The sequence below is a fragment of the Candidatus Eremiobacteraceae bacterium genome, from assembly GCA_035710745.1.
Lineage (GTDB): Bacteria > Vulcanimicrobiota > Vulcanimicrobiia > Eremiobacterales > Eremiobacteraceae > JANWLL01.
Genome location: DASTCX010000016.1, coordinates 91,920 through 113,983 on the forward strand (window position 1 = coordinate 91,920; position 22,064 = coordinate 113,983).

Consider the following 22,064-nt stretch of genomic DNA (forward strand, 5'->3'; position numbering starts at 1 on the left):
CGCAAGCAGTCGCGCCGCAGTTACGGGTTCCCATCGAGGTGCCGGCGCGTGGGCCGTATCGCGAGAACATCCAAACGAGAGACACGCGAAAGCGATGGCCGCAGCCGCACCAGCGATTCGCAGAGTCAAGCGGCGGAATCGGGCAGCGGAGCGCGCGGCCGTCGCGTGCGGAAGAGCCTGTCGAATGCGGGTACGGCTGAGGCGAAGCGTGAGTGACGGAGCCGCAGCCGAATGACCGCGACGAGCATTCTCGCCGCGCCGCCGGCAAGGTCGACCTTCGAGCCGCCGACGTGACGCCACCGCACCGGTACCTCGGTGATGTCGCAGCCTCGTCGAGCGAGCGCGACGAGCAGATCGACGTCAAAAGCGAAGTCGGCGGTCTCGATCTCGACGAGGGTCGGCGCCAGCGCGTCGGCCCTGAAGGCCTTTGCACCGCACTGTGTGTCGGAGACGCGCAAGCCGAAGAGCGTGCGCACGATCCTGTTGAAGACGCGACTCGCGGCTCGGCGCAACAAGGGCTGGGGGACGACGACGTCGGCTCCCGGCAGCCAGCGCGATCCGACGACCGCGTCACGCGTGCGAGCCATCTCGCATAGGCGGCGCATCTCCTCGGGTTCGGTGGCCCCATCAGCGTCGGTGAAGGCTACGACGTCGGCGGTCGCGTGCGCCATGCCGGTGACGATCGCGCCGCCTTTGCCGGCGCGGCCGGCCGTCTCGATGGCGCGGACGCAGCGATTGGTCGCGGACAGCGCGTGCACGAACTCCGCCGTGCGATCGGTGCAGCCGTCGAGAACGACGATGATCTCCGAGTCGGCGAAGACCGGCGCGTAGGCGAGAAGCGTCCTCACGATGCGCTTCTCTTCGTTGTACGCTGGGATGACGATGGAGAAAACCGGCTTCACGCCGACGACCGTTCCACGCATGCGTCGCGCCGGTCCTTCGGTCACGTGGCGTGCGGGTCGAGCGACAGAGCAGCTTCGACGATCGCGTCGGCGTTTTCGACGTAGCGGAGACCACGCGCCGGTTCCCATGGCCGCGCCGCGAGAAGCGCCGAGACGACGGCACGCGTCGCCGGCGATTTGTTGAGCGTGTAGAAGTGGATGCCCGGCGCGCCGCGCGACAGAAGATCGACGCACTGAAGCGTCGCATATGCCACGCCGAGATCGACGATCGCTTCCGGCTCGTCGCACCTCGCCTGCATCTCCGCCATGAGACGCGGCGGGATCGTCGCGCCGCACTGACGCGTGAAACGCTCGATCTGCTCGCGGTTCGTGATCGGCATGATGCCCGGGATGATCGGCACGTCGATGCCCGCGCGCCTCGCGCGGCCGACGAAACCGAAATACGCCTCGTCGTCGAAGAAGAGCTGGCTGATGAGGAACTGCGCGCCCGCGTCGACCTTCAGCGCGAGGGCACGCATGTCGGACGCCGCGTCGCGCGCCTCGGGGTGCTTCTCAGGATAGCATGCGCCGCCGACGCAAAACCGGAATTCCTCGCGGATCATGCCCACGAGCTCCGATGCGCGCGCGAAGCCGCCGGCCGCGGGCGAGAAACTCGTCTCGCCGCGCGGCGGATCGCCGCGCAGAGCGAGGACGTTGTCGATTCCCGATCGCGCCACATCGTCGAGCACGCCGCGCAGCTCGTCGACCGTCGCTGCGACGCACGTGACGTGCGCCATCGCTTCGATGCCGAGGTCGCGTTTGATCGACTTCGTCACGTCGATCGTCCGCGCGCGCGTGCTGCCGCCTGCGCCGTACGTCACCGAGACGAATGCCGGCTCGAGCGGTTTGAGCGCCTCGACCGTCGCGAGGAGCGCGGCGCCGCCGGCTTCGTCCTTCGGCGGGAAGAACTCGAAGGAAAACGCCGGCCGCCGCTCCCGCAGGATGTCGGAGATCTTCACGTGCGACAATGTACGGGGCGTCCGCGTCGCTTTCCCATGACGGGTGCGCGCGCGCGACGGCTCGAACCCAAGAGCCCTGCATGGCCCTGCCTGAGAGGCCGCCTTCGGCTCCGGCGGCAAGCGCCTATCACCGTTTGATTGCCGGCTCCACGATAGCCGTCATGATCGGCACGCTCGCGAGCATGATCCTCGGGTTCGCGCGCGAGGTCGTCAACGCGCAGTACTTCGGGGAGCATTGGGAGCTCGACGCGTTCTTGGTCGCGGCGATCGTCCCGACGCTCGTCTTCGGCGTGTTCAACGGGTCGCTCGTCACCGCGCTCGTGCCCGTGTTCAGCGGCTATTTCGCTCGCAACGAACCCGAAGAGGCGTGGCGTCTTTCGAGCACCGTCATCAACGCGCTCGTCATCGTGCTCTCGCTCTGCGCGCTCGTCGGCTGGTTCGCCGCGCCGTTCATCGTGCGCGTAGTGGCGGCCGGCTTTCCGCCGAACGAGGTCGACGTCACCGCGCACATGACGCGCATAATGATGCCGACGATCATCGCGACGTCGATAGCGGGCGTGCTCCAAGCGCTGCTCAACGCGCAGCAGCGTTACCGCGCTGCGTCGCTCCAAGGCGTCGCCCTCAATATCTGCGCGATCGCCGGCGTCCTCGTGCTCTTCAAGACGTACGGGATCTTCGGACTCGTCTTCGGCACGGCGATCGGTTCGGTCGCGCAGCTCGTCGTCCAGCTGCCGAGCTACGTGCGGCGCTGCCGCTACCGTTTCGTGCTCGACCTGCACCACCCCGGCTTCACGCATCTCTTCGCGATCCTCGGCCCGATCGTCATCGGATCCGCGGTCGGTCAGGTCAACCTGCTCTTCGACAAATACTTCGCTTCGACGCTCGAACCCGGGAACATCGCCGCGATGCAATACGCGACGAAGGTCGTCGGATTTCCGCAGCAGCTCTTCGCGGCGGCGATCGCGACCGTCATATTCCCGATCCTCTCCGCTCACTACGCGAGCAACGACGAGCGCAGCCTGCGCGGCATGGCGTCGAGCGGCCTGCGCATGACCGCGCTCATCACGATCCCGGCGGCGCTCGGCCTCATCGTTCTCGCGCAGCCGATCATCAGCGTGCTGTTCGAGCGCGGCGCGTTCAACTACGGCGACTTGACGCGAACGGCCGGTGCGATGCAGTTCTATGCGGTCGGACTGCTCGGCCTCGCCGCGAACATGGTGCTGACGCGCTGCTTCTTCGCGACCCGCGACTCGCGCACGCCGGTCCTCGTCGCCAGCGTCGTCATGGTCGAGAACGTCGCTTGTTCGGCGCTGCTCGTCCATCCGTTCGGTATCAACGGACTAGCGACCGCGAACTCGCTCTCGTCGCTCACTGAAGCAGCGGTCCTGATCGCGCTCTTGCAGAGGCGGATCGGCGCGGTCGAGGGAGGGATCTTCGGCGCGTCCGTATGGCGCATCACGGTAGCCGCGGCTGCGATGGGCTTGGCCGCCTACCTCACCAACGCGATCCTCTGGCACGACGCGGGCACCATCTGGCAGCATACGGCGACGCTCGCGGTCGATCTGCTTGCGGGAGGAGCGGTGTTCTTCGGGGTGGGAACGCTCTTGCGCGTCCGCGAACTCGCGACGCTGCTCGCGATGGCGGCGGAGTACGTCGGACGACGCGCTGCGCGTGCCGCGCGCCCCTGAAACCCGCCTTTTCGCACCTAGCCTCGCGTACGGAGCTCGCGCGTGCCCGCTCTTCGGCATCACCTGACCCTGACGACGAACTTCCTCGCGAAACACACGAAGCTGCGGCCCAAGGTCGCGCTCATCCTCGGCTCGGGCCTCGGAGCGCTCGCCGGCGCGCTGACGGACGCCGTCGATCTCGCGTATCGCGATCTGCCGAGTTTTCCGGTCACGACCGTGCAAGGACATCGCGGGCGCGTCATCGTCGGCCGCCTGCGCGGTGTGCCGGTCGTCGCGTTCGACGGCCGGATGCATCTATACGAAGGGCTTCCGATGTGGCAGGTCGCGTACCCGGTGTACGTCGCGCAGCGGATGGGCGCATCGACGCTCATCGTGACGAACGCCGCCGGAGCGTTGACGCCGTCGCTGCGTGCGGGCGACGTCATGCTCATACGCGACCACCTCAACCTCACCGGCGATTCGCCGCTGCGCGGCGAGAACGACCCTGACGTCGGCGAGCGCTTTCCGGATATGCGCGACGCGTACGACAAGCAGCTGCTCGCGATCGGGCAAGAAGTCGCGCGCGAACGGGGGTTTCCCGTGGCGATCGGCGTCTATGCGGCAGTTCTCGGACCGAGTTACGAGACGGGTGCCGAGGCGAAGATGCTCCGGATCCTCGGAGCGGATGCCGTCGGGATGTCGACGGTGCCCGAAGTGATCGCGGCACGCCACGCCGGCATTCGAGTGGCCGGGATTTCCGTCATAGCGAACGAGGCGAATCCCGTGTCCGACGGCGCTCCGACGACGCACGAGGCCGTACAAGCCACGGTGAACTCCGCGTCCGATCGCGTGCGCTCGCTCGTCGAAGGGCTCGTCGAGCGGGCGACGACGTGAAGCGTTCCGCTTGACCGAAGCGCCTTCGCTCACCCTCGGCGCGGCCGTCGTATTCGTCGCGATCGCGGCCATCACGGCATGGGCTGCGTCGCGCCGCGCATGGCTCGCACCGGCCGCGGTCGTCGTCACGGCGCCGTTCGCATGGTATCACGCCATCGGACCGACCGACGTGACCATCTCAAAGGCGGCGTTTGCAGGCGCCGTGATCGGCATCGCGGTTCGCCTGACGCGATCGGCCGAGCTGCGGACGCGCGCACTCGAAGCGTTGAAGTCGCACCGTGCGCTCGTGCCGCTCGCAGCATTCGCCGTCTGGGCGGCGCTAAGCGCGGCGTGGAGCATCTCGCCGCTCGATTCGGCGCGCGATGCGCTCAAATGGATATGGTACGCCGGCGCGTACGCCTTGACGGTCGTCTCTCTCGAAGAGCCGGGCGACGCGATGCGCCTCCTGACCGCGATGTTCGCCACGGCCGCCGTGACCGGAGTCGACGGGCTTTGGCAAAGCGTGACCTCGCCGCCCGCCGGATTCGTCGCGCCGAACGGCGAGGTCGTCGGGCGCATCGCGGCGACGCTCGAAGGTCCGAATCAGTTCGGCGCCTATCTCGAAACGGTGATCGCGCCGCTCGTCGCTATCCTAGCATTCATGCGCCTGTCGTGGGGCGTCGCGCTCGCCGGCGGCCTGCTCCTCGGCCTGCTCGCGTCCGATCTGCTGCTCACCTATTCTCGCGGCGCGCTGCTCGCATGTTCGGCCGCGCTGCTCTTCATCGCGATCACGGCCGCGTTCGAGCGCGGCCGCCTCGCCGGAGCGGCGAAGCAGGCGCTCATGGTCGCGTTCGTGAGCGCACTCGCGGTCGTCGTGCCGGTGGCCGCGACTTCGATCGGCGCATCCGGATGGCAGCACGAGTTCGCGGCGGTCGGCGGCGGCACCGCGCCATCCGAGCAGCGTCGTGTGCAGCTCTGGACCTGCGCGTTCGAGGTGTTCGCGCGCCGCCCGCTCGGCGGCGTCGGTGCGGCCGGGTTCGCGGACGCGAAGCAAGAATGCGGCCCGACGTTGGCGGGCCAAGAACACTTCAACGCGAACGAATGGTACTTGGAGACGGCCGCGGATCTCGGCGTCGTCGGGATCACGCTGCTCGCCGCGTTCATCGCAGCGCTTCTCTATGCGTGGCGCGATGAGCGCCTTTGGACGAGCGCCGTCGCCATCGGCGCATACGCCACCGTCGTCGCATTCGTCCTCCACGGTTTCGTCGACGACGTCCTGACGTACCCGAAGGCGTCGCTCTCGTTTTTCGTCATCGCGGCGCTGTTGCCGTCACGAGCTTGGAATTTCCGAGCTCCTAAGTGATTGGAGCGGTCGACCTTTACGGTCGACCGTAGGCCGAGCGAAGCTCGGCGGGGGAATCGACCATGCGCGTTGCCGTGATCGGCGCGAACGGACAGGTCGGCACGGATCTCGTCGCCGCGGCGCAGGCCGCCGGTCTCGACGTGCTATCCCTCACGCACGCCGATTGCGACGTCACGGATCGTCCATCGCTCGACGCCGCATTTCGCGGGCTTGGCGAAGGCGATTTCGTGGCGAACACCGCGGCGTTCCACCGCACCGATGCCTGCGAAGACGATCCGGAGCGAGCGATGGCGGTCAACGCGCTCGGGGCGTTCAACGCAGCGGCCGCGGCGAACGAGCGCGGAGCCGGCCTCGTGTTCGTCAGCACCGACTTCGTCTTCGACGGTTCGAAAGACTCAGCATACTTCGAGAGCGACGCGCCGAGGCCCATCAACGCGTATGGAGTCTCGAAGTTCGCGGGCGAGATGCTCGCCGCACATGCGAATCCGTCGCACTACGTCGTGCGCCTCTCGAGCGTGTTCGGCGTCGCCGGCGCGAGCGGCAAGGGCGGCAACTTCGTCGAGACGATCATCTCGAAGGCGCGCGGCGGCGCGCCGATCGATGTCGTGGACGATATCGTCATGGCGCCGACGTACGCAGCCGACGCGGCGCAGCTCGTCGTCGCACTGCTGTCGACGCGCGCACCGTTCGGCGTGTATCATCTCGCCAACGCGGGCGAGTGTTCGTGGTTCGAGTTCGCCGATGCGATCCTCGCCGACTCGGGATCCGAAGCGCGCGCTCGACCGATATCGTCGGCGGACGTGCCGGGCAAAGCGCGCCGCCCGCGCCGCTCGACGCTGGCGAGCGAGAAGCTCGCGCGGCTCGGACTGAGCGCTCGTCCATGGCGCGCCGCCCTCGACGCGTACTTGATCGAGAAGGGCTACCGCAAATAGACGCTCGATCGCCGCGTTCTTTCGCGAGATAAAGGGAGCGGTCGAGATTCATCTCGACCGCCGCGTTCTTTCAACAACAAGCTCGTCTCCGGTCGAGCTAAAGCTCGACCGCTACAAGGCGGGAGACTCGCTTGGCTCGCGACGGCGAGCCGACCATACGTCGGCGAACGCGCCGTGCGTGCCGATGACCTCGTCGATCATCGTCATCCACGCGATGTTGTAGTAGCGCGGATGTGCGAGCTCGATCGGATCGTCGATCGGCAGGAAGCTCAGGATGCGCTCGATCGATTCGAGCACGGTGACGCGGGGCGTGAAGCCGATCGCATCTTGCAGCTTGCGGTTCTCGCAGCGATAATTGCGATTGATGCTCGGAACCGGCGCGCTTTCGAGACGGACATGGCGGTGATGGAGCGACAGCGATCCGGCGACGAGCATCGCGAGCTGGCGGATCTGATGGTTCTCGTGCACGACGTTGAAGATCTGACCGCCGACCGCGCTCGCCGGCGCCTCGAGGCAGCGCAAGTGCGCTTCGGCGACGTCGGTGACGTCGACGAGCGGTCGCCACATCCACCCGCCGCCGTGCAGATACAACCGTTCGCGCAGGAGCGCATCCTTGATGAACGTGTTGACGACAAGGTCGAGGCGCATCCGCGGGCTGTAGCCGTAGACCGTGCCTTGGCGCAAGATGACGGGAGCGAAGCGGCCGTCCGCCGCGCGCATCAGATGCTGCTCGGCTCCGAACTTCGAGCGCGAATACGCGCCCCGCGGCGAGACCTTCGTCGTCTCGTCGAATAGCCCGTCGCCTAGGCCGTCGTAGATCGACGCACTCGATCCGAACGTGAGCCGGCCGACACCGCAGCGCTTGCACGCCGCGGCGAGCGTCTCCGTCGCGACGGCGTTCATCTCCCAGTTCGCCGACGGATTGTACTCCGCAGTCGGGTCGTTCGAGAGGCCTGCGAGATGGACGACGCCGTCGACCCCATCGAGCGCCCGATCGTCGAAATCGCGGACGTCGGCGTGGATGAGCTCGATTCGGTCGGCGATGTGCTCGATCGGCTTTGTGCCCCAATAGAGCCTATCGAGGACGCGCACTTGATGACCGGCTTCGAGCAACCGCTCGCAAAGCACGACGCCGATATATCCGGCGCCGCCCGTGACCAGCACTTTCATGACCGTCTAGGTTTCGTCTGGCGCGAAGCTTCTCCTCATGGCAGTATCTGGAATCCGATGCTGCCGAGACGCTGACCGAGATAGCCGAAACTGTAGGACCTGCTCACGTCGAACGCGAGCGATCGGCTGACGCGGAAGCGGACGTCCAAAGAAGCGAACCACGGTTGGACCTCGATGCCCGGCGGCGCGGACAGCGCCGCTTCGTGCGTCAGTCCGAAGCCGAACGAGAACGGCTCGCCGTTGTTGTAGTCGATCGTCGCGACTTGCGCGCTGACGTACGTGCGCGTTCCCGTGTCGAACGACGGATAGACGTCGACGACCGGGTTCTCGATGTCGGCGAGCTTCGTCGTCATGTATGTATCCCACCGGTGTGTGAACGTCGCCGAGTAGATGGCGGCGAACTGACGGTGCGGCTGATCGTCGAAGAGCTGGCGCCAGTCCGCTTGCAGCGACAGGGATGACGACGGATCGAGCACGAGCGCCGGCGCTTGGATCGCCGTGTCGAAAGCGGTGTCGTAGATCGGCGTCACGACGGAACCGTACGATTGCGACCGGCCGTACTCGGTGGCGACGTGATAGTCGAAGAGATCGCCGAGCCAGCCGGCGCCGAGCGGCTCGTATGCTCCTTGCCAGACCAGCGTCTCGAAATCGCCGCCGAGCGAGTCGGACGCGGACAAGCTGAGGAACGAGCGATGGAGGCTGTCGATCGCGCCGTACCGCCACAACGAGCCGATGCCGCTTGCGGTCAAGCCGTCGAGCGTCTGCGACGCGTGGCCGTTCACTTGTTCGTGCCAGGTGAACTCCGCGTCTTTCACGGGGCCGTACAGCGGAGAAATCGAGAACAGGTCGTACGCCTTATCGCCGTCGACGATGCGGTGATCGAGGCCGACGCCGACCTTCGTCTGCGCGTTGTACGTGAAGTGCGCTCCGGTTATCGAGTCGCGCGTGCTGCCGAAGTAGATCGGTATATCTTCAGAGCTGCCCGCGACATTGCTCTGCGAATATCCGACTTCGGACGAGAACGTGTAGACGTACGACGGCAGATAGACGTCTTTGCCGCCCGGCACGATGACGCGTGCGGCGCCGAGGCGGACGTCCGCGCCGAGATGCGCGGTGGCGACCGCGGCGCTTGCGAAGGGCGTCTCACCTTCGAGATCGACGAGCGCGAGCGGCTCGGGACCCGGCGTCGTGTCTGCCGCGGGCGTCGGCGACGATAAAGGTGGGGGCGATGGTGAGGCCTCGACCGGCGTCACGAGCGAGCCGGTGACCGAATAGGTCGCCGGCGACGGAGCGATCGAGACGAGCGTGCCGTCGTGCGATGCGAGATCGATGCCGAGCGCGACGCCGCTTTGGATCTGCGCCGCGCCGGTCGCGGCGCCGGCGATGTGGACGTCGCCTGCAGCGACGTAGCGGTCGTGGTTCAAGTCGACGATGATACGATCGGCGCTGACGTGGAGCACGCCGTCATCGAGCGTCGCACCACCACGCGCATCGAGCACGAGATGACCGGCGAAGAACTCGACGTCCGCGCCTTTGAGCGTCACCGCAGGATGCAACGTGGCGGCGTCCACGGCGGCCGCACAGAAAAAACTAGAGCAGATGCTAGCCGAAACGACGGCGCCCCGAATCAGCGAGCGCGTGCGAGATAACCCTCGACGAGGTCGCCGAGCCGGCGAACGCCCTCGACGATCATGTCCTCGGTCGCGTTGCTGAAATTGAGCCGCATCGTGTTGCGAACGTCACGATTCACCCAGAAAGGCGCTCCGGGTACGAACGCGACCTTCGACGACGTCGCCATCGAGAGCAGTTCTTGCGTGTCGACGCGATCGGGCGTGCGCGCCCAGAGGAAAAGGCCGCCATCCGGATGCGTCCACGTGCACCCGTCGGGCATGAGATCGGCGAGCGCTTTGAGCATGACGTCGCGGCGTTTCGCGTAGACGGGAAGCATCTGCTTGACGTGCGCGTCGAGGACCCCGGGCTTGCGAGCGTACGCGTACACCGCGCGTTGCGTGAAGCTCGAGGTATGCAGGTCTGCGGCTTGCTTCGCAGGGAGCACGCGCTCGTAGAGCCCGCGGTCTCGGATGACGAGCCACGCGACGCGCATGCCTGGGGCGATCGTCTTGCTCACCGTGCTCATGTATATACAGTTGCGTCCCTCGGCGAGCGCGGCGAGCGAAGGCAGATGTTCGCCGGAATAGCGCAAGCGGCCGTACGGGTCGTCTTCGAAGATCGGCACGCCGAAGCGGTCGCAGATGGCGATGACTTCTTGGCGCCTGGAAAGCGAGAGCGTGATGCCGCTCGGGTTCTGGAAGTTCGGAACGAGATAGAGCAGCTTCGGCCGCTGCGGCGCCTGCGCGAGGACCCGCACGAGGTCGTCGGTGAGGATCCCGTCGTCGTCGGTCGCGACGTTGAGATAGCGCGCCTGATACGCGTCGAACGCTTGGATCGCGCCGAGATACGCCGGATTTTCGATGACGACGTAGTCGCCTGGATCGAGCAGCACCTTGCCGATGAGGTCGAGCCCTTGCTGCGATCCGCTGATGATCAGGACGTCGTCGGCGTCGCAACGCAGGTGGATCGTCTCGAGCAGATTCGCCGCGACCCAGCGGCGCAAGGGAAGGTAGCCTTCGGTGACGCTGTACTGCATCGCCGCCGGCCCGTCTTCTGCGAGCACCTCTTGGCACGCGCGCGCGAACTGCTCGACGGGGAAGAGCTCGGGCGCCGGGAGGCCGCCGGCGAAGGAGATGACGTCGGGCATCTCCGTGACTTTGAGGATCTCGCGGATGGCGCTGGCCTTGAGGCCGCTCATCCGCGCGGCGAATCGAAACGCGGATGGTTCGTCTTCGCCGGAAGCGCCACGGGCGGCAATCGACATGTTCGAGCCTTACGGAGGTCGTGCGACGGATTCCCCTCGGATGCGGTCGTCCGCGCGGGGTGGCGCAAGCGGCGCGCCGAAATGCGACGCCGTGCTCGACGTCAACACCCTGCGAAGCATCCTCGACGCTGTCCGATCAGGTTCGATGTCCGTCGACGAAGCGCTCTCCTACTGCGGAAAGCGCGCGCCGGATGAACCCGAGTTGACATATGCGACCCTCGATCATCTCCGACCGGAGCGCACCGGCTTCCCGGAGGTCGTCTATTGCCCGGGAAAGACGGATGAACAAGTCGCGTCGATCGTCGACCGGCTCGCGCGCCGGACCGGCATCGTCATGGCGACCCGCGCGACTCGCGCGCAATTCGAGGCAGTCAAGAGCATCGTCGGCGATGCGGCGTTCGAGTCCGACGCGCGTATCATCTCGGTCGAACGAAAGCAGATCCGGCGCGTAGGTCTCGTCGCGGTGGTGTCCGCCGGCACGGCCGATCATCCGGTGGCCGCCGAGGCCGCCGTCGCGCTCGATCTCATGGGAAACACGGTCGCGCGGATCGAGGACGTCGGTGTCGCCGGCCTCCATCGAGTGCTCGGTCACGTCGGCGCCCTGCGGAGCGCGAACTGCGTCGTCGTCGTCGCCGGCATGGAGGGGGCGCTGCCGTCGGTCGTCGCCGGTCTCACCGATCGACCGATCGTCGCGGTGCCGACGAGCGTCGGGTACGGAGCTTCATTCGGCGGACTCGCGGCGCTCCTCGCGATGCTCAACTCGTGCGCGAGCGGTGTGACCGTGGCGAACATCGACGGGGGATTCGTCGGCGCGTGCGCGGCATCGCGGATCAATCATCTCGCGGCGGCGCGGCCGGAGCCGTGCCCTCGCACATGAGGATAGCGCGCTTCGACTGTTTTTCCGGCGCCAGCGGCAACATGATACTTGGGGCGCTCGTCGATGCCGGCCTCAGCCTCGACGCGCTTGAGCGCGACCTGCGTAAGCTTCCGGTCGAAGGATGGTGGATCGAAGCGCGCCGCGTCGATAAGCGTGGCTTGTCGGCGCTCTACCTTGACGTCCGCGTCCCCGGCGAGGACCACGATCGAGGCCATCGCGATCATCACGACCACGGCCATCGCACGCTTGCCGATGTCTTGTCGATCTTGCGCCGCGCCGGGTTTCCCGCAGCGGTCGAGAAGGCTGCGAGCGCGATCTACCATCGATTGGCCGATGCTGAGGCGAAAGTCCATGGGGTCGCGGTCGAAGAGATCGCGTTCCACGAAGTCGGTCAGATCGATGCGATCGTCGACATCGCCGGCGCCGCGCTCGGCCTTTACTTGATGGGCATCGAACGCGTCTACTGTTCGTCGATGCCGTGCGGACGCGGCTTCATCGATGCGAGCCACGGCCGCATGCCGTCGCCGGCGCCTGCGACGCTCGAGTTGCTGCGCGGCGCGCCGACGTACGACGTCGACGTCGACGGCGAACTCGTCACGCCGACCGGCGCCGCGATCCTCTCGACGATCGCATCGTTCGAGCCGCGTCCGCCGATGGTCGTCGACGGCATCGGCTACGGCGCGGGCAGATCGGAATTCCCATTTCCGAACGTCCTGCGCGTGCTCGTCGGCGAGACCGTGCAGTCGCATGCCGGGGTTGACGGCGGATCGGGCAGCGACGTCACCGTGCTCGAGACCAACATCGACGACATGAGCCCGCAGCTCTACGAGCACGCGATAGAGCGGATATTCGCCGCCGGCGCGCTCGACGCGTGGACCCATCCGGTGCAGATGAAGAAAGGTAGGCCGGGCACGCAGCTCTGCGTCATCGCGCCGCCCGAGCGTGCCGATGCGGTGTCGAGCGCGATGCTCGCGGAGACGACGACGATCGGCGTGCGGCGGTGGAACGTCGCCCGCGACACGCTCGCGCGCGAAGAGCACGTCGTGACGACCGCGCTCGGGCCGGTTCGCGTCAAACTCGTGCGAGCGCCGTCGGGGCCGCGCGCCCGCCCGGAGTTCGACGACTGTCTCGCCATCGCGCAGAAGAACGGCACGACGCTCGCCGAGATAATGCGGCGCGTCGAAGCCGACGTCGACGAATGGCTCGCGAGCCGCTCACCATGACGGAACGACAGCTCGAAGCGGCGATCGCGCCGCTGCGACGCGTCATCGTCGCGTACTCCGGCGGCGTCGACAGCGCCGTCGTCCTGGCCGCCGCGTCGCGCGCACTCCGCGAAGACGTGCTTGCAGTGACGGCCTCGTCGGCGTCGGTCGCGCAGGGTGAGGTGGAGAGCGCGGCGTCTCTTGCGCGCGAGCTCGGCGTCACGCACGAGATCATCGAGACGCGCGAATTCGACGACCCCCGTTATCGGGCGAACGCGCCGGACCGGTGCTACCACTGCAAATCGGAGTTGTACTCCGCGCTATCGCTCGTCGCGTCGCAGCGAGGGTACGAAGCCGTCCTCGATGGCACGAACGCCGATGACGGGAAAGCGGCGCTCGATCTGCGTCCTGGTCAAGCCGCCGCGCGGAAGTTCGGCGTACGCAGTCCGCTCGCCCAGCTGGGCATCGGAAAAGCGGAAGTGCGCGCGATCGCAGCGCGCTACGGTCTACGCGTGGCGGACAAGCCGGCGACGCCGTGCCTGTCGTCACGCGTGCCGCACGGCACCCGCATCGAGATCGACGACCTCCGTCGCATCGACCTAGCCGAGCGCTACTTGCGCGCGAACGGATTCTCGACCGTGCGCGTCCGCCATTTCGGCGCGACCGCGCGCGTCGAAGTCCCTCTCGAGGACGTCGAACGGATGCGCGGCCTAAAGGAGCGAGCCGGGCGCGCATTCGCCGCCGTCGGCTACGTGAATATCGACATCGATGAGCGGGGCTACCGTACCGGCAGCCTCAACGAGTGACTTAGTCGGTGGAACGTAGCGGTCGAGCTTTAGCTCGACCGGAGACGACCTCGCACTGGTTAAACCGCGACGGTCGACGTAAACGTCGACCGCTCCAACAATCGCGTTGGAAATCGTTCGATCGAGTATTGATCAGAACTCGTCGATCGAGTCCGCTCCGGCCGACGTGAACAGCTGCCGTAGCGCGGTCGAGTCGGAGTACGAAGGATAGCCGACGATCATGCGTCCGTCCTCGACGGCTTTCGCATAGTCGTCGGTGCGGCCGTCTGGGACGCCGAGTTCGGAGAGCGACTCGAGCAGCTCGTCGCCGTGCACTTCGTTCGGCGAGCGGTTAGTCGAGGTGGGCAGCCCGGTGCCGCCGGTGCCGAGCGTCGGGCCTTCGACGCCGCGCTCGACGTCGCCGATCCACACGAACTGGACACCGCTGGTCGCGAGCTCCGTCGGCACTTCGTCGGTCGTCAGCGCACGGAGGCGTTCCGGATCGGCGCCGCTCTCGCGCAGGCCGTCGATGATCGATTTCAGTGCGCCGCTATTAGAAAATATGCCAACCACCATGCTCACGGGTCGGTTCCTCACTCGTGCGGTCCGACACGGTGCGCATCAAACGTCGTGCGACCGAAGCCGGGGCCGACCCATTCTGGTCCAACCCATATGCGCCCTCTCCGAAAGGCGCCCGAGTCGGCGCTCCCAAAGGGCCCTGCATGGACCCGTCTGGTCAAAGACCGGTCGCAAACGATGACGCGATAGCGACGAAGCGAGGCGGATTCCACTGGCCGACGTTCGCCGCCGACGCACTGCTCGTCTGGGGCGGCGGCTTGCTGGCCAACATCCTCAACTACGTCTACCATTTCGTCTTGTCGCGCGCGCTCGGGCCGGACGCGTACGGTTCGCTCGCGACGCTGCTCGCGATCACGATGATCGTCGGCGTGCTCGGGTCGTCGGTCGGCACCCTGGCGATGCAAGAGACCGCGCGGTTGTGGGTCACGCACCGCGACGGCGCGATCGCGGCGTTCGGTCGAACCGTGCTCCGTTCGGCCGTGCTCATCGGGGGCGTCGTCGGCATCATCATGGCACTCGTCGCGATACCGCTGTCCGCCTATCTCCATGTGACCGACCGCCTCGCGTGGGCGTTCCTCATTGTCTCGCTCGTCGCCGGCATCGTCGCGGGCGCGGCGCGGGGATCGATCCAGGGGGCTCACCGTTTCGTCGGATATTCGTCCTCGCTCGTCGCCGAATGCGCGGTCAAGCTGATCTTCGGCGTCGTCTTGGTCCGCGCCGGTTTGTCGGTCGGCGGTGCGATGGGCGGCGTCGCCGGCGGACTCTTGGCCGGCATCGCGGTCGCGCTCGCGTCGCTCTTCTCGACGCGCAAGCAGTCCGAAGACGACTATCGCTCCGAACCCTACGGCGCGCCGGCGTTCGCGCTGCTGACGATCAACGCCGCATCGATGGCGCTGCTCTACGTCGATACGGTGTTCGCGAAACACGCGCTTTCGGGGGTCGCGGCCGGCGAGTACACGGCGGCAGGTCTTGTCGCGCGGATCATACCCTTCGGGATCGGGCTCGTCGTGCCGCTCGTCATGCCGAAAGCCGCGGCGGCGCGTCACGTCGATCGCGCCGCTCTCGGACGTTTGCTCGCGGTCGCGTTCGGTATCGGCGTGGGCGGTATACTCGTCGTGCTCGCGATCGTCGAGATATGGCCGACGTCGATCGTCCACGTCACGTTCGGCGCGGCATACTCGCAAGCCGCACTCATACTGCGGCTGTATGCGATCGACGGCGCGCTGCTCGCGCTGGGGATGCTCGGATCGTCGTACCTCGTCGCCGTCGGAGATTATCGCATCGGCAAATGGATGGTGGGTTCTCTAGCGCTGCAAGCCGCCGCCATGGCGTTATATGGCACGACGCCGGAGTCGCTCATCGCGATCGCCGCAGGCGGCAACGCGCTCATCGTTCCCGTCGTTGCCGTATTGGTCGCAAGCAGCCTTCGCGGCACGCCGCAGGCGCCTGCACCCCGGCGCGCCGAAACCAAGCATTCCCGACCGGAGCGCGTATGAGCGACGTCTTCTATAGGAAGCTGCACAAGCAGCTCCCGGTGATCGTCAAAGGTGAAGGCGTTTGGCTGACGGACGCCGCCGGCAAGCGTTATCTCGACGCAAGCGGCGGCGCGATGGTGTGCAACGTCGGACACGGCGTCGCCGACATCGCAGACGCGATCGCGGCGCAAGCCCGCAAGATTGCCTACGTAAACGGAACCCAATTCACGAACGAGCCGGTCGAAGAGCTCGCGACGATGCTCGCTGCGCGAGCGCCATGGGCGGCGTTTAAATCGTATTTCCTCTCGAGCGGGTCCGAGGCCGTCGAAGCAGCGCTCAAGCTCGCGCGCCAATACCATGTCGAGCGCGGCGATCTCGCGCGCAAGACGATCATCGCACGCACGCCCGGTTATCATGGCAACACGCTGCTCGCGCTCTCGGCGTCGGCGCGCGAACATTATCGCCGCGTGTACGCGCCGTGGCTTCTCGACGTCGTCATGATCGACGCGCCGTATCCATACCGCGCAGGTCCACTCGGCGAAGCATCGCCGGCGATGACCGGCGACGCGCTCGAGACCGCGATCCTCTCAGCCGGACCCGGCAACGTCGCGGCGTTCATCGCCGAGCCGATCGGCGGCTCGTCGACCGGCGCGTCGGTGCCGCCGGCGGGCTACTACGCGCGCGTCCGCGAGATCTGCGACCGCTTCGGCGTGCTCTTCATCGCCGATGAAGTGCTCACCGGCGCCGGACGCACCGGCAAGTTCTTCGCGCTCGAACACTTCCGGACGCGCGACGGCAAGCCGGTCGTGCCGGACATCATCACGCTCGGCAAAGGACTGAACGGCGGATACGCAGCGCTGTCGGCGGTCATGGCGACATCCGCGGTCGTCGAGACGATCGCGAAAAGCGGCGGCGATTTCCAGCATGCGCAGACGTATTCGCACCACCCCGTCGCCGCCGCCGCCGGCGTCGCGACGCTCGGATATATCGAGCGGAACGACCTGGTCGAGCGCGCGGCGACGATGGGCACCCGCTTGCTGCAGCGGCTTCGCGATGCCACGTCGTCGAGCGATGGGGCCGAGCTCGTCGGGGACGTCCGCGGCGTCGGGATGCTCGCGGCGGTCGAGCTCGTCGCCGATACGCAGACGAAGCGACCATTTCCACGCGACATGAAGGTGGCTGAGACGCTCGTGGCAAGCGCCCTCGAACGCGGGCTCGTGCTTTGGCCGAACGTCGGGCACGCCGACGGCCACGACGGAGACCTCATCATGATCGCCCCCGCGTTCACGCTGACGGCGAGCGAGCTCGACGAGCTTTGCGCCAGGTTGAGCGACGCGCTTGCGGCATGCGCGTCCAAACTGCGCAAAAACGTAACTATGTAGCGGTCGAGCTTTAGCTCGACCGGAGAGGACGATATGGCGACCCAGACTCCTGAGAAAAAATTCAAGATCACATATTCCGCGATCGGCGGCGATCTCGATCAGATCCATCGGGATTTCGACGAGGCGCTCGATTCGGTTCGCGGCCGCTTCGGCTCGCAGAAGCACCCGTTCATCGATGGTGCGACCCAAAAAGGCGGCGGATCGGTCGTCGAGGTCCGCTCGCCGATCGATCGCGACGTCCTCATCGGCACGTTCGCGAGCGCCGACGCCGGGCAGGTCGACAAGGCAGTGCAAAGCGCCAAGGCCGGGCAGAAGCGCTGGGCGGCGTTGCCCTGGCACGAGCGCGTCGCTACGATGCGGCGCGCCGCCGAGGCGATTCGCGAACGGCGGTACGAGATCGCGGCGCTCATGAGCATCGAAGTCGGCAAGAACCGGATGGAGTCGCTCGGCGACGCGGAAGAGTCGGCCGATCTCATCGACTACTACGCGCAAAACGTCGAAGACAACCACGGTTTCATGCAGCCGCTCGGAAAGCTCGCCGACAACGAGAACACGATGGAAGTGCTCCGGCCGTTCGGCGTGTTCGCGGTCATCTCGCCGTTCAATTTCCCGCTCGCGCTCGCGACCGGCATGTCGAGCGCGGCGCTCGTCGCCGGCAACGCCGTCGTTCTCAAACCATCAGTGCTGTCGACGTTCACCGCGTCGTTCCTCGCAGACGCGTACGCGAAAGCGGGCGTTCCGGCCGGCGCCTTCAATCTCGTGCCCGGATCCGGCGGCAGCGTCGGGGAGACGCTCATCAAGCATGCGGGCATCGACGGCATCGCCTTCACCGGCTCGCACAGCGTCGGCATGCGGCTGCTGCGCGAGTTCGGTGCGGGCGGCGCGTTCGCCAAGCCGTGCCTCGGCGAACTCGGCGGCAAGAACGCGACCATCGTGACGGCCTCCGCCGACGTCGAAGCGGCCGCGGAAGGCGTCATGCGATCGGCGTTCGGATACGGCGGGCAGAAGTGCAGCGCGTGCTCTCGCGTCTACGTCGAGCGCGGCGTCGCCGACAAGTTCGTCGACCTGCTGCTCGAGAAGACCGCCAAGCTCACGATCGGCGACCCGACGAAACGCGACGTCTACCTCGGCCCGGTGATATCGGCCGATGCCGCGACGCAGTTCCAACACGCGGCCGCGAAAGCGCGTAAGGACGGGAGCGTGCTCGCCGGCGGCGAGCGGCTCGGCGGCGATCCGTTCGACCGCGGCAATTTCGTCGAGCCGACGATCGCCGAGCTGCCGCTCGATCACGAGATCTTCCGAAACGAATTGTTCTTGCCGTTCTTGGTGCTCGCGCGCGTCGACTCGTTCGACCAGGCGTTGGCGGAGAGCAACCGCGTGCCGCTCGGCCTCACCGGCGGACTGTTCTCGAAAGACGACGCGCAGATCGATCGCTTCTTCGACGAGATGCAGGCGGGCGTTCTCTACGTGAATCGACGCACCGGCGCGACGACCGGCGCCTGGCCGGGCGTTCAATCGTTCTGCGGCTGGAAAGGCTCGGGCATCACGGGCAAAGGCGGCTGCGGTCCGTTCTACGTGCAGCAATACATGCGCGAACAATCTCGAACCAGGATGACGTAGACGCGGAGCAACGCTCCGCGAAACGATTCAGGGAGCGGTCGAGATTCATCTCGACCGGAAAATCGCCGAAAAAACCGTCAACGCGACGCGCGCGCCGATAGGCGCGCGCACGCTTCGTTCGGAGCGTGCCAAAGGGTAGCCGCAAACGCAGCCGGAAACAGACAAGACGACCTTTTTGCCCACTCGCTTGGAAGAAAGCGCCGCCACAGCGCGTCGCCGCATGAGAACATGAAGAACTATCCGCACATCGTCGTCACGCCGCCCGGACCGAAGGCGCGCACGATCATCGAACAAGACACGCGCTACGCGTCGACGTCGTACATCAAAGAGTATCCGCTGGTCGCCGCTCGCGGCGAGGGCGCGATGGTCGAAGATGTCGACGGCAATCGGTACCTCGACTGCATGGCAGGCATCGCCGTGTCGTCGACGGGCTACGCGCATCCGTCAGTCGTCGCCGCTGCGAAAGCGCAGCTCGACAAGTTCTCGCACATGTGCGCGACGGACTTCTACTATCCCGTGTTCGCGCAGCTGTGCGAGCGGCTGTCGAAGCTGGCGCCCGGCCCCGAGCCGAAGCGCGTCTTCTTGACGAACTCCGGCACCGAAGCGGTCGAGGGCGCGATCAAGCTCGCGCGCAGCCACACGAAGCGGCAGAATATCATCGCGTTCGAAGGGGCTTTCCACGGGCGAAGCATGGGCGCGATCTCGCTCGGCTCGAGCAAGGTGAAGTACCGCCGCCACTTCGGTCCGCTGCTCCCCGGCGTCTATCATCTGCCGTACGGCAATCCGTATCGCGACGTCGACTACGTCACGCCGGCGAAGAACTTGTTCCGCGAGCGCGTCGGCGAGGACGAGATCGCAGCCGTCATCGTCGAGCCGATACTCGGCGAAGGCGGATACGTCGTCCCGCCGCGCGCCTTCTTGCAATATTGGCGCGACTTCTGCGACGAACACGGCGCCGTGCTCGTCTACGATGAAGTGCAATCCGGCGTCGGCCGTACGGGCAACATGTTCGCCGCGCAAACGCTCGGCGTTCTCCCGGACGTCTATTTGCTCGCGAAGGGGCTCGGGTCGGGCTTGCCGATCGGCGCGATCATCGCCAAAGAATCGGTCATGTCGTGGGGGCACGGCAGCCACGGCAGCACGTTCGGGGGCAATCCCGTGGCGTGCGCCGCGGCGCTCGCGACGCTCGACCTCGTCGAGAACGGACTCATGCAGAACGCCGCGCGCGTCGGTGCGGTCTTGCTCGACGGGCTGCGCGGGCTCGCCCGCAAGCATGACATCATCGGCGATGTCCGCGGCGTCGGGCTCATGATCGGCGTCGAGTTCGTCTCCGACCGCGCGACGAAAGAACACCTGCACGGCATCGTGCCGCAGATCGAGCTCGCGGCGTTCCGCAAAGGGCTGCTGCTCCTCGGCTGCGGTCAGAGCACGATCCGCATCGCGCCGCCGCTCGTCGTCGACGAAGAAGATGCGGCGATCGCGTTGCGCATCCTCGACGAGGTCCTCGCGGAGCTCCGAGTGCCCGCTTGAAGTCCGCCGGCTCGAAGGTCGCCACCTCGAAGGTCGTCACGATGAAGGACGCCGTCGCGCGCCTCGTGTGCGACGGCGACGTCGTCGTCATCGAGGGCTTCACGCACCTCATCTGCTTCGCGGCGGCGCACGAGATCATCCGTCAGCGCCGCAAAGACCTGACGCTCTGCCGCCTGACGCCCGACCTCGTCTACGACCAGCTCATCGCCGCCGGCTGCGCGCGCAAACTCGTCTTCTCGTGGGCGGGAAATCCGGGCGTCGGCTCGCTGCACGCCTTGCGTCGCGCGATCGAAAAGGGCGTGCCGGTGCCGCTCGAGATCGAGGAGTACTCGCACTTCGGCATGGTCGCGCGCTTCAGCGCCGGCGCTGCGAAGTTGCCGTTCTGGCCGCTGTCCGATTACCGCGGCAGCGATCTGCCCGCCGCCAATCCGCTCATCAGGACCGTACGGTGCCCGTACACCGATGTCGAACTCGCGACGGTGCCCGCGCTCAATCCCGACGTGACGATCATCCATGCCCAACGGGCCGACGCCGACGGCAACGCGCAGATCTGGGGGCTGTACGGCGTGCAAAAGGAAGCAGCGTTCGCCGCGAAACGCGTCATCATGGTCGTCGAAGAGATCGTCGAGCCGTCGGTCGTACGTGCCGATCCGAACAGGACGCTCATCCCGGGCTTCATCGTCGACGCGGTCGTCTGCGAACCGTGGGGCGCGCACCCGTCGTACGCGCAGGGCTACTACGATCGCGACAACGATTTCTACGTCGCCTGGGATGAAGTGTCGCGCGACGAAGCGCGGCTCGGTTCCTGGCTTGACGAGTTCGTCCATGGGGCCGCAGATCGCGCCGCCTACATGGACAAGATGCCTGGGTTGCGCGAGCGGCTCGAGGCGAAGCCGCGCTTCTGCGAAGGAGTCAACTACGGCTTCTGAAGCGCCCGAGTACACGAACTCCGAACTCATGGCTGTGCGAGCAAGCAAGGAGCTCCACGACGGCGACGTCGTGTTCGTCGGCATAGGGCTGCCGAATCTCGCGTGCAATCTCGCGCGCGCGACGCATGCGCCCGATCTCGTGCTCATCTACGAGTCCGGTGCGATCGGCGCGGTACCGGACAGACTGCCCGTCTCGATCGGCGACCCGGCGCTCGTCACCGATTCGCTCGGCGTCGCGTCGATGGCCGACATCTTCCAATTCTACTTGCAGGGCGGCCGCATCCAGGTCGGATTCTTGGGCGGCGCGCAAGTCGACCGGTACGGCAACATCAATTCGACGGTCATCGGGCCGTACGCTAAGCCGAAAGTGCGGTTGCCGGGCAGCGGCGGGGCGTGCGAGATCGCGATCCACGCGGAGCGCGTCATCGTCGTCGCTCCGCTATCCGCGCGTTCGTTCCCAGCGGCCGTCGACTTCGTGACGTCGCCCGGCCACGCCGGGAAGTACGGAACGCGCAAACAGCTCGGACTTCCAGGCGGCGGCCCGCAGCGCATCGTCACCGACGTCGGCGTTCTCGAGCCGTCGACCGATGACGGCGAGCTCGAGCTCGTCGGCATCTATCCGAACGCGAAGATCGACGAGGTCAAGGCAAAGGTCGGCTGGCCGTTGCGCGTCCGTGCCGACCTCGAGAAATATCCGCCGCCGACCGCCGACGAATTGCGTCTCCTGCGCGAAGTCCTCGACCCCACGCATCTCTACATCTAAGGCGGACGATCTTTGGAGCGGTCGACCTTCATCGTCGACCGCAGATGACCTCGCAATTCGAAAATCGCGCCGGTCGAGCTAAAGCTCGACCGCTACACGTTCTGCGCGTACATAGCCGCGGCGGTCGACCGTAAAGGTCGAC

19 protein-coding genes are annotated in these 22,064 nt (G+C 66.6%); 13 read left to right on the forward strand and 6 right to left on the reverse strand.

Features of this window, described 5'->3' with window-relative positions:
• Positions 1–125 precede the first annotated feature (125 nt).
• Positions 126–923, reverse strand: a complete 798-nt coding sequence (locus VFO25_06160) for a dolichyl-phosphate beta-glucosyltransferase (GenBank protein ID HET9342477.1) — start codon at positions 921–923, stop codon at positions 126–128.
• A gap of 20 nt (positions 924–943) precedes the next feature.
• The gene (gene metF / locus VFO25_06165) at positions 944–1,900 is read right to left on the reverse strand and encodes a methylenetetrahydrofolate reductase [NAD(P)H] (GenBank protein ID HET9342478.1); all 957 of its coding nucleotides are present in this window, start codon (positions 1,898–1,900) and stop codon (positions 944–946) included.
• A gap of 80 nt (positions 1,901–1,980) precedes the next feature.
• Between metF and murJ the strand changes: the two genes are divergently transcribed.
• The 4 genes from murJ to rfbD all read left to right on the forward strand — a co-directional run bounded on the left by murJ (position 1,981) and on the right by rfbD (position 6,735).
• On the forward strand, positions 1,981–3,588 hold the full coding sequence (gene murJ / locus VFO25_06170) for a murein biosynthesis integral membrane protein MurJ (protein ID HET9342479.1): 1,608 nt from the start codon (positions 1,981–1,983) through the stop codon (positions 3,586–3,588).
• Positions 3,589–3,630: 42 nt separating this feature from the next.
• The gene (locus tag VFO25_06175) at positions 3,631–4,461 is read left to right on the forward strand and encodes a purine-nucleoside phosphorylase (GenBank protein HET9342480.1); all 831 of its coding nucleotides are present in this window, start codon (positions 3,631–3,633) and stop codon (positions 4,459–4,461) included.
• Positions 4,462–4,471: 10 nt separating this feature from the next.
• On the forward strand, positions 4,472–5,803 hold the full coding sequence (locus VFO25_06180) for an O-antigen ligase family protein (protein HET9342481.1): 1,332 nt from the start codon (positions 4,472–4,474) through the stop codon (positions 5,801–5,803).
• A gap of 62 nt (positions 5,804–5,865) precedes the next feature.
• Positions 5,866–6,735, forward strand: a complete 870-nt coding sequence (gene rfbD, locus VFO25_06185) for a dTDP-4-dehydrorhamnose reductase (GenBank protein HET9342482.1) — start codon at positions 5,866–5,868, stop codon at positions 6,733–6,735.
• A 111-nt stretch (positions 6,736–6,846) separates the two neighbouring features.
• Here rfbD and VFO25_06190 read toward each other — a convergent pair whose 3' ends face one another.
• The 3 genes from VFO25_06190 to VFO25_06200 are packed head-to-tail and all read right to left on the reverse strand — an operon-like array spanning position 6,847 to position 10,780.
• Complete coding sequence (locus tag VFO25_06190) at positions 6,847–7,905, reverse strand: SDR family oxidoreductase (GenBank protein ID HET9342483.1); 1,059 nt, start codon at positions 7,903–7,905, stop codon at positions 6,847–6,849.
• A gap of 35 nt (positions 7,906–7,940) precedes the next feature.
• The gene (locus VFO25_06195) at positions 7,941–9,476 is read right to left on the reverse strand and encodes a hypothetical protein (protein ID HET9342484.1); all 1,536 of its coding nucleotides are present in this window, start codon (positions 9,474–9,476) and stop codon (positions 7,941–7,943) included.
• A 56-nt stretch (positions 9,477–9,532) separates the two neighbouring features.
• A complete protein-coding gene (locus VFO25_06200; GenBank protein HET9342485.1) occupies positions 9,533–10,780 on the reverse strand; it encodes a PLP-dependent aminotransferase family protein in 1,248 nt (415 codons plus the stop codon).
• Positions 10,781–10,871: 91 nt separating this feature from the next.
• Between VFO25_06200 and larB the strand changes: the two genes are divergently transcribed.
• From larB to larE, 3 genes are read left to right on the forward strand one after another with little or no spacing between them, the layout of a single operon-like run.
• Positions 10,872–11,657, forward strand: a complete 786-nt coding sequence (gene larB / locus VFO25_06205) for a nickel pincer cofactor biosynthesis protein LarB (protein ID HET9342486.1) — start codon at positions 10,872–10,874, stop codon at positions 11,655–11,657.
• Complete coding sequence (gene larC, locus VFO25_06210; GenBank protein ID HET9342487.1) at positions 11,654–12,880, forward strand: nickel pincer cofactor biosynthesis protein LarC; 1,227 nt, start codon at positions 11,654–11,656, stop codon at positions 12,878–12,880. Before larB ends, larC begins: the two co-directional genes overlap by 4 nt.
• A complete protein-coding gene (gene larE / locus VFO25_06215) occupies positions 12,877–13,665 on the forward strand; it encodes an ATP-dependent sacrificial sulfur transferase LarE (GenBank protein HET9342488.1) in 789 nt (262 codons plus the stop codon). Before larC ends, larE begins: the two co-directional genes overlap by 4 nt.
• 132 nt (positions 13,666–13,797) lie before the next feature.
• Here the strand turns inward: larE and VFO25_06220 are convergent, their stop codons facing one another.
• Positions 13,798–14,220 carry a hypothetical protein gene (locus VFO25_06220; protein HET9342489.1) on the reverse strand — a complete coding sequence of 141 codons (423 nt, stop codon included), beginning with the start codon at positions 14,218–14,220 and terminating at the stop codon, positions 13,798–13,800.
• 146 nt (positions 14,221–14,366) lie between these two features.
• Between VFO25_06220 and VFO25_06225 the strand changes: the two genes are divergently transcribed.
• From VFO25_06225 to VFO25_06250, 6 genes are all read left to right on the forward strand, one after another.
• Positions 14,367–15,719 carry an oligosaccharide flippase family protein gene (locus tag VFO25_06225; GenBank protein ID HET9342490.1) on the forward strand — a complete coding sequence of 451 codons (1,353 nt, stop codon included), beginning with the start codon at positions 14,367–14,369 and terminating at the stop codon, positions 15,717–15,719.
• Positions 15,716–17,080 carry an aspartate aminotransferase family protein gene (locus tag VFO25_06230; protein HET9342491.1) on the forward strand — a complete coding sequence of 455 codons (1,365 nt, stop codon included), beginning with the start codon at positions 15,716–15,718 and terminating at the stop codon, positions 17,078–17,080. Before VFO25_06225 ends, VFO25_06230 begins: the two co-directional genes overlap by 4 nt.
• A 33-nt stretch (positions 17,081–17,113) precedes the next feature.
• Positions 17,114–18,700: an aldehyde dehydrogenase family protein gene (locus tag VFO25_06235; GenBank protein HET9342492.1), complete on the forward strand. Its 1,587-nt coding sequence runs from the start codon at positions 17,114–17,116 to the stop codon at positions 18,698–18,700.
• 228 nt (positions 18,701–18,928) lie between these two features.
• Positions 18,929–20,230, forward strand: coding sequence for an acetyl ornithine aminotransferase family protein (locus VFO25_06240; GenBank protein HET9342493.1), 1,302 nt, complete (start codon positions 18,929–18,931; stop codon positions 20,228–20,230).
• On the forward strand, positions 20,227–21,159 hold the full coding sequence (locus VFO25_06245; protein ID HET9342494.1) for a CoA-transferase: 933 nt from the start codon (positions 20,227–20,229) through the stop codon (positions 21,157–21,159). Before VFO25_06240 ends, VFO25_06245 begins: the two co-directional genes overlap by 4 nt.
• A 28-nt stretch (positions 21,160–21,187) precedes the next feature.
• Entirely contained in the window at positions 21,188–21,922 is a 735-nt protein-coding gene (locus tag VFO25_06250) for a CoA-transferase (GenBank protein HET9342495.1), read from the forward strand.
• Positions 21,923–22,064: the final 142 nt, after the last annotated feature.